Source organism: Rhizorhabdus argentea, assembly GCF_037861105.1.
GTDB lineage: Bacteria > Pseudomonadota > Alphaproteobacteria > Sphingomonadales > Sphingomonadaceae > Rhizorhabdus > Rhizorhabdus argentea.
Genome location: NZ_JBANFK010000003.1, coordinates 302,107 through 308,508, shown reverse-complemented (window position 1 = coordinate 308,508; position 6,402 = coordinate 302,107). Strand labels below are relative to the sequence as shown.

Sequence of the window (6,402 nt, the reverse complement as noted above, 5' to 3'; positions counted from 1 at the left end):
TCGCCCAGGAGGGCACTGTCGCGGGCCGCTGCGCCCCCGACATCGCGCCTGACTACTCGAACACCACCCGCGCCTTTGTGGCTTTGTTGGCGAATTACGGCTTCGGTTGGGTGGTGGCCGCCCGCGGCGGCCACGCTCCTCTTGTCGTCACCCCGGCGGAGGCCGCGGTCTCCAGAGGTAAAGGCGCGCGTCATTCTCCTGAGCTTCCGGCTTCCTCTCGAATGACGAACTGGCGGGCTCTGAGAAGACTTTCCTGTCAAAACCATAATCTTTTCGACCAGATAGTTATTTTGCATCCGTTCTTTTGTCCTTCGCACTTGCAATAGATGTGACAGATCGGTACCTCCAAATCAGGACGTACCGTTCTGTAACATTTTTGCAATGCAGGGACAGGCAGCATGTATCTATCCGAGCTGAAGGCAGATCCTGCCGCGCGCACCGCGGAGCCCTCGCCCGCACCGAAGCAGCGGCTATCGAAGAAGCGCGCGGCCTATGCCGCTCTGCCCATCGCAGGGCTGGTGCTGTTCGCGGGCTACGGCCTCGTCGGCCACGACCAGGCCCAGGCGGATAGCCAGGCCCTGCCCGTCGTCACGGTCGCCCAGCCGCTTCAGAAATCGATCGTCGAATGGAACGATTATGTCGGCCGCTTCGAAGCGAGCCAGGCGGTCGAGATCCGTCCCCGCGTGTCGGGCGCGCTCGAGTCGATCCACTTTCGCGATGGCGATATCGTCCGTAAGGGCCAGTTGCTGTTCACCATCGATCGCCGCCCCTTCGCTGCATCGCTGGCCGAAGCGCAGGCCAGGCTGGCAAGCGCTGCAACCGCGTTGACGCTGGCGCGCAGCGAACTGGCACGCGCCAATCGGCTCGTCGCCGACCAGGCGGTCAGCGCCGAGGAGGTCGACTCGCTCAGAGCCGCTGTCCAGTCGGCCGAGGCTGCGCTCGCCGCCGCCCGCGCTCAGGTCCAGGCGCGCCGACTGGATGTCGAGTTCACCCAGGTACGGGCACCGATCAGTGGTCGCGTCTCCGATCGCCGGGTCGATATCGGCAACCTGGTGTCAGGGGACTCGGCGGCGAACGCCACCATCCTGACCACCGTAAACGCGCTTGACCCGATCTACTTCGCCTTCGACGGCTCGGAAGCGCTGTACCTCAAGCAGCGCCGCCAGAAAGTCGGCAGCGATCATGTCGAAATCCGACTTCAGGACGAGGCCGACTACAAGTGGCGCGGCAAGGTCGACTTCACCGATAATGCGCTGAACGACGGCTCGGGCACGATCCGCGGACGGGCTGTGCTGGCCAATCCCGATTACTTCCTGACGCCGGGCATGTTCGGCAACATGCGGCTCTCATCGGGCGCCGCGCGCCCGGCATTGCTGGTGCCCGACGCCGCCGTGGTGACTGACCAGGCCCGCAAAGTGGTTTATGTGGTGACGGGCAAGGACGGCACCGTGACGGCGCAGCCGGTCGACGCCGGCCCCCTGATCAACGGGCTGCGAGTGATACGATCGGGGCTGAAGCCCCAGGACAGCATCGTGATCTCCGGACTGCAGTCCGCCGCGACAGCGCCGAAGGTCCAGGTGATCGCAGGCAGGATCGAGGCGGCGCCACCGATGCCGAAGCTTGCCGTCACCGCACCGGTCGCCTCTCAGGCCACGTTGGCCGCGGCCCGCTAAACCAAAGACTTATCGCCCGCGTGGCGGCGTGACGTCCTTCGGAAGAAGGGCGAACGGCCGGTCTTGCGCTGGCCAACAGGGACTAAGCTGATGCGCCTGAGCCATATCTTCATCCAGCGGCCGATTTTCGCGGGCGTGATCGCGGTGGTCATAACCATCGTCGGCGCGCTCGCCTATTTCGGATTGCCGATCTCGCAATATCCGGACGTGGTGCCTCCGACCGTGACGGTCAGCGCGACCTATCCGGGCGCCTCGGCCGAGACGCTGGCCGACACTGTCGCCTCGCCGCTGGAGCAGGAAATAAACGGCGTGGACGACATGCTTTATCTGTCCAGCCAGTCGACCAGCGATGGAAGACTGTTGATTACCGTGACGTTCAAGCAGGGCATCGACCTCGACAAGGCGCAGGTGCTCGTCCAGAATCGGGTGGCGCTGGCTGAACCGCGCCTGCCCGAGGAGGTGCGCCGGCAAGGCGTGGTGACGCGTAAGACCTCGCCCGATTTCATCCTCGTGGCGAACCTTATCTCGCCCGACAACTCACTCGATCGCGGCTATATCTCCAACTATGCGCTGAGCCAGATCCGCGACCGTCTCGCGCGGCTCGACGGCGTGGGCGAAGTCCGGCTGTTCGGGGCGCGCGACTATGCCATGCGGATCTGGATCGATCCCGGACGCGCCGCTGCGCGCGACATGACCGCGGGGGAGATCGTCGCGGCGCTTCGCGCCCAGAATGTCCAGGTCGCCGCCGGCTCGATCGGCAAGCCGCCCGAAGCTAATGGCGCGGCTTTCGAATTCAACGTCGAGGCGCAGGGCCGGCTGAACACGCCGGAGCAGTTCGCGGACGTGGTAATCAAGGCTGACGACGCGGGCCATCTTACCCGGCTGCGCGACGTCGCCCGAGTCGAGCTTGGCGCCGAGGACTATGGGATCAACATGTATCTCAGCGGCCAGCCATCGCTGGGAATCGGCGTCTTCCAGCGGCCCGGCTCCAACGCACTGGCAACTGCCGATGCGGTACTCGCCGAGCTCAAGGCGGCTTCAGCCCAATTCCCGAAAGGGCTGGAATATCGGGTGATCTACAACCCGACGAGCTTCATCCGCGAGTCGGTCAGCGCCGTGCAGCACACCCTGCTCGAAGCTGTGGTGCTGGTGGTGATCGTGATCCTCGTCTTCCTGCAAAGCTGGCGAGCGGCGATCATCCCGGTGATCGCAATACCGGTGTCGCTGATCGGCACCTTCGCGGTGCTGGCGGCCTTCGGCTATTCGCTCAACAACCTGTCGCTGTTTGGGCTGGTGCTCGCGATCGGCATCGTCGTCGACGATGCGATCGTCGTGGTGGAGAATGTCGAACGTAATCTCGAGCAGGGCCTCAGCCCGATGCAGGCCGCGTTTCGATCGATGGACGAGGTGTCGACCGCGCTCGTCGCAATCGTGTTGGTGCTGTGCGCGGTGTTCGTGCCGACGATGTTCCTGACGGGGCTAACCGGCGAGTTCTATCGGCAGTTCGCTGTCACCATCTCCTCGGCGACGATCATCTCGCTGCTGCTGTCGCTGTCGTTGTCGCCGGCGCTGGCCGCCCGGCTGCTCAAGCCGAAGGCGAAGGACGAACCCGACGGCCGCTGGGCGCGTATGGCCCATCGCGGCAGCAAGCGCTTCAATGCTGGTTTCGATCGCCTGAGTGCCTTTTATGCGAGCAGCACGCGCAAGCTGCTGGAGCGGCCGAAGCGCGTGCTGTTCTCCTATGCCGGCCTCGTTGCCCTTACCGCGCTGGTTTTCGGCGCGACGCCGGTCGGTTTCGTGCCTGCGCAGGACCAAGGCTATGTGCTGACGGCGATCTCCACGCCGCCGGGCACATCGCTCGCATCGACCGACGCGACGATGCAGGCGGTTACGAAGAAGATGCTCACCATACCCGGCGTGAAGGGCGCGGTGATGCTGGCGGGCTTCCACGGACCGACCGGTACCGCCGCTTCGAATGCCGCCGCCGCCTTCCTGGTGTTCGACAGCTTCGAGGAGCGCGCGAAGCACGGCCAGACCGAAGCCGCGATCTTCGCCCAGGCCCAGAAATATGCCCAGGGTTTCAACCAGGGTCGGATCTTCGTGCTCAAGCCGCCGCTGATCCGCGGCATCGGCACAAGCGGCGGCTTCAAGCTGGTGCTGCAGGACCGTTCGGGCATGGGGCTCGAAAAGCTCAACCAGGTGGCCTGGAAGATGATCGGCGAGGCGCACCAGGATCCTAACCTCGCAGGCGTGCACACCAAGTTCGAATATGGCGTGCCCCGCGCCTATGCGGATATCGATCGCGCCAAGGCCGACATGCTCGGCGTACCTCCGAGCCGCGTGTTCGAGGCGCTGCAGGTCTATCTCGGCTCAGCCTATATCAACGACTTCAACCTCATCGGCCGCACCTATCGGGTGACCGCGCAGGCCGACACGCAGTTCCGCGACGACGTGTCCGACATCCAGCAGCTCAAGACCCGCTCCAATAGCGGGGCGATGGTGCCGCTGGGCGCGGTCGCCACCATCGAGAACCGCGCCGGCGCCTATCGGGTGCTGCGCTATAACCTCTATCCATCGATCGATGTCGAGGGCGCAGCCGCGCCCGGCCGCTCGTCGGGCCAGGGGCTGGCGGCGATGGACAAGCTCGTTGCCAAGCTGCCAGCGGGCGTGTCGGCCGAATGGACCGAGATCGCCTATCAGCAGAAGCTGGCTGGCAGCGCCGCGATGATCGTCTTCGCCGCGGCCGTGCTGTTCGTCTTCCTGGTGCTGGCGGCGCAGTTCGAAAGCCTGATGCTGCCACTCGCCATCATCCTGATCGTGCCGATGACGCTGCTGGCAGCGATGACGGGCGTGAACCTGCGCGGCATGGACAACAACATCCTCACCCAGATCGGCCTGGTGGTTCTGATCGGATTAGCCGCGAAGAACGCGATCCTGATCGTCGAGTTCGCCAAGCAGGGCGAAGAGGAAGGCCTGTCGCCAGTCGAGGCTGCGATTCACGCGGCGCAGGCGCGGCTGCGGCCGATCCTGATGACCAGCTTCGCCTTCATCCTGGGCGTGGTGCCGCTGGTGATCGCGACCGGCCCGGGCGCCGAGCTGCGCCAGGCGCTCGGCACAGCGGTCTTCTCCGGCATGCTCGGCGTGACCTTCTTTGGGCTGGTGTTCACACCGACCTTCTACGTTGCCGCGCGCAGCCTTTCCGATCGCTTCGCCCGCCGTTTCGGACACAGGCTCGGCCCCGACGGCAGCGCCGAACCCGCGCTCCTTCCTGCAGAATGATGGAGGACATCATGACCGCCAAGATATTGCCCGCCGGCCTGCTGGGCCTCGCCAGTCTGCTGACCATCGCTGCCGCCGGACCAAATTATGTCCCGCCCGCCGCTCCGCCCAGCGCGACCCTACCGTTTCTCGGCGCACCCGCCGCACCGGTGACGGCCACCGAGCCCGAAGGCGCGTGGTGGAGGCTCTACCAGGATCCGGTGCTAGACCAGCTCGTGGCCGACGCACTTGCCGCCAACACCGACCTGCGGGTGGCGGTCGCGAATCTCGACAAGGCCCGCGCATCGCTGCGCGAAGCCCGGTCGGATCGGCTGCCGCAGACCGGTATCAATGCGGGCGCAACCTATGGCCGCAGCCCCCAGGGCCAGCGCAGCCCGGGCGCAAAGCGCGAGGACTGGTCCTACGACGCCGGCCTGAGCATCGGCTATGAGGTCGACCTGTTCGGCCGCGTCAGCCGCTCGGTCGAGGCGGCGCGCGGCGATACGCAGGCCGCCGAAGCCGCACGCGATGCCGTCAGGGTCGCGATCGTCGCCGAGACCGCCCGCGCCTATGCCGATGCCTCCTCCGCCGCCGAGCGCCTGACGGTCGCGCAACGCACCCTCGAGCTGCTCGATCGGACGGTGACGCTGACCGGCAAGCGCTTCGAGGCGGGCCGGACATCGAAGCTCGACGTGTCGCGCGCCTCGGCGCTGCGCGAGCAGCAGCGTGCCACCCTGCCCCCGTTGCGCGCGCAACGCGACGCCGCGCTGTTTCGGCTGGCAACGCTGACCGGCCGCACGCCGGCGGACCTTCCCGCCAAGGTGGGGCAGCGCCAGACGACCTTGCGGCTCGACCGGCCGATACCGGTTGGTGACGGCCGAGGGCTGCTCGCGCGCCGGCCCGACATTCGCGAAGCCGAGCGCCGCCTCGCCGCCGAGACCGCGCGGATCGGGATCGCCACCGCCGATCTTTACCCGCGCATCACATTGGGTGGCTCGATCGGCTCGACCGGACCATCGCTCGCCGATATGTTCGGCGGCGGACCGCTGCGCTGGCTGCTCGGGCCGCTGCTCAGCTGGAACTTCCCCAACCAGGAGGCTGGCCGTGCCCGCATCGCCCAGGCGCGCGCCTCGACCCAGGCCGCGCTCGCCGGCTTCGACGGCACGGTGTTGCGCGCGCTGCAGGAAACCGAGACGGCGCTGTCCGCCTACGCGCACGAACTCGAGCGCCAGCAGGCACTCCGCGAGGCTGCAAGCCAGGCGCTGACCGCCGCGACGATCAGCCGCGCCCAATTGCGCGAGGGCCGGGTCGATTTCCTGACGGTTCTCGATGCGGAGCGGACCTCGGCGGAAGCCGATGCCGACCTCGCCGAATCCGACGCTCGCGTGGCGGATGCACAGGTGGAGCTGTTCCGGGCACTCGGCGGCGGCTGGCAGGTGGAAGCGCCGAGGGTGGCCGCCCGCTGAGCCTC

Annotated in this window: 4 protein-coding genes; all 4 read left to right on the top strand. The window is 66.6% G+C overall.

Annotated features, from left to right (window positions below; translation table 11 throughout):
- On the top strand, positions 1-326 hold a 326-nt coding region (locus tag AAC645_RS04445; RefSeq protein WP_340314145.1), incomplete at its 5' end, for a hypothetical protein.
- A gap of 72 nt (positions 327-398) precedes the next feature.
- Positions 399-1,673: an efflux RND transporter periplasmic adaptor subunit gene (locus AAC645_RS04440; protein ID WP_340314144.1), complete on the top strand. Its 1,275-nt coding sequence runs from the start codon at positions 399-401 to the stop codon at positions 1,671-1,673.
- Between the two features lie 90 nt (positions 1,674-1,763).
- A complete protein-coding gene (locus tag AAC645_RS04435; RefSeq protein ID WP_340314142.1) occupies positions 1,764-4,952 on the top strand; it encodes an efflux RND transporter permease subunit in 3,189 nt (1,062 codons plus the stop codon).
- A gap of 11 nt (positions 4,953-4,963) precedes the next feature.
- Positions 4,964-6,397 carry an efflux transporter outer membrane subunit gene (locus AAC645_RS04430; RefSeq protein WP_340314141.1) on the top strand — a complete coding sequence of 478 codons (1,434 nt, stop codon included), beginning with the start codon at positions 4,964-4,966 and terminating at the stop codon, positions 6,395-6,397.
- Positions 6,398-6,402: the final 5 nt, after the last annotated feature.

Bases quoted from the DNA above. Each gene is read 5' to 3' on its own strand.
- AAC645_RS04440 (WP_340314144.1), top strand. From the start codon at position 399: ATGTATCTATCCGAGCTGAAGGCAGATCCTGCCGCGCGCACCGCGGAG.
- AAC645_RS04430 (WP_340314141.1), top strand. From the start codon at position 4,964: ATGACCGCCAAGATATTGCCCGCCGGCCTGCTGGGCCTCGCCAGTCTG.
- AAC645_RS04435 (WP_340314142.1), top strand. From the start codon at position 1,764: ATGCGCCTGAGCCATATCTTCATCCAGCGGCCGATTTTCGCGGGCGTG.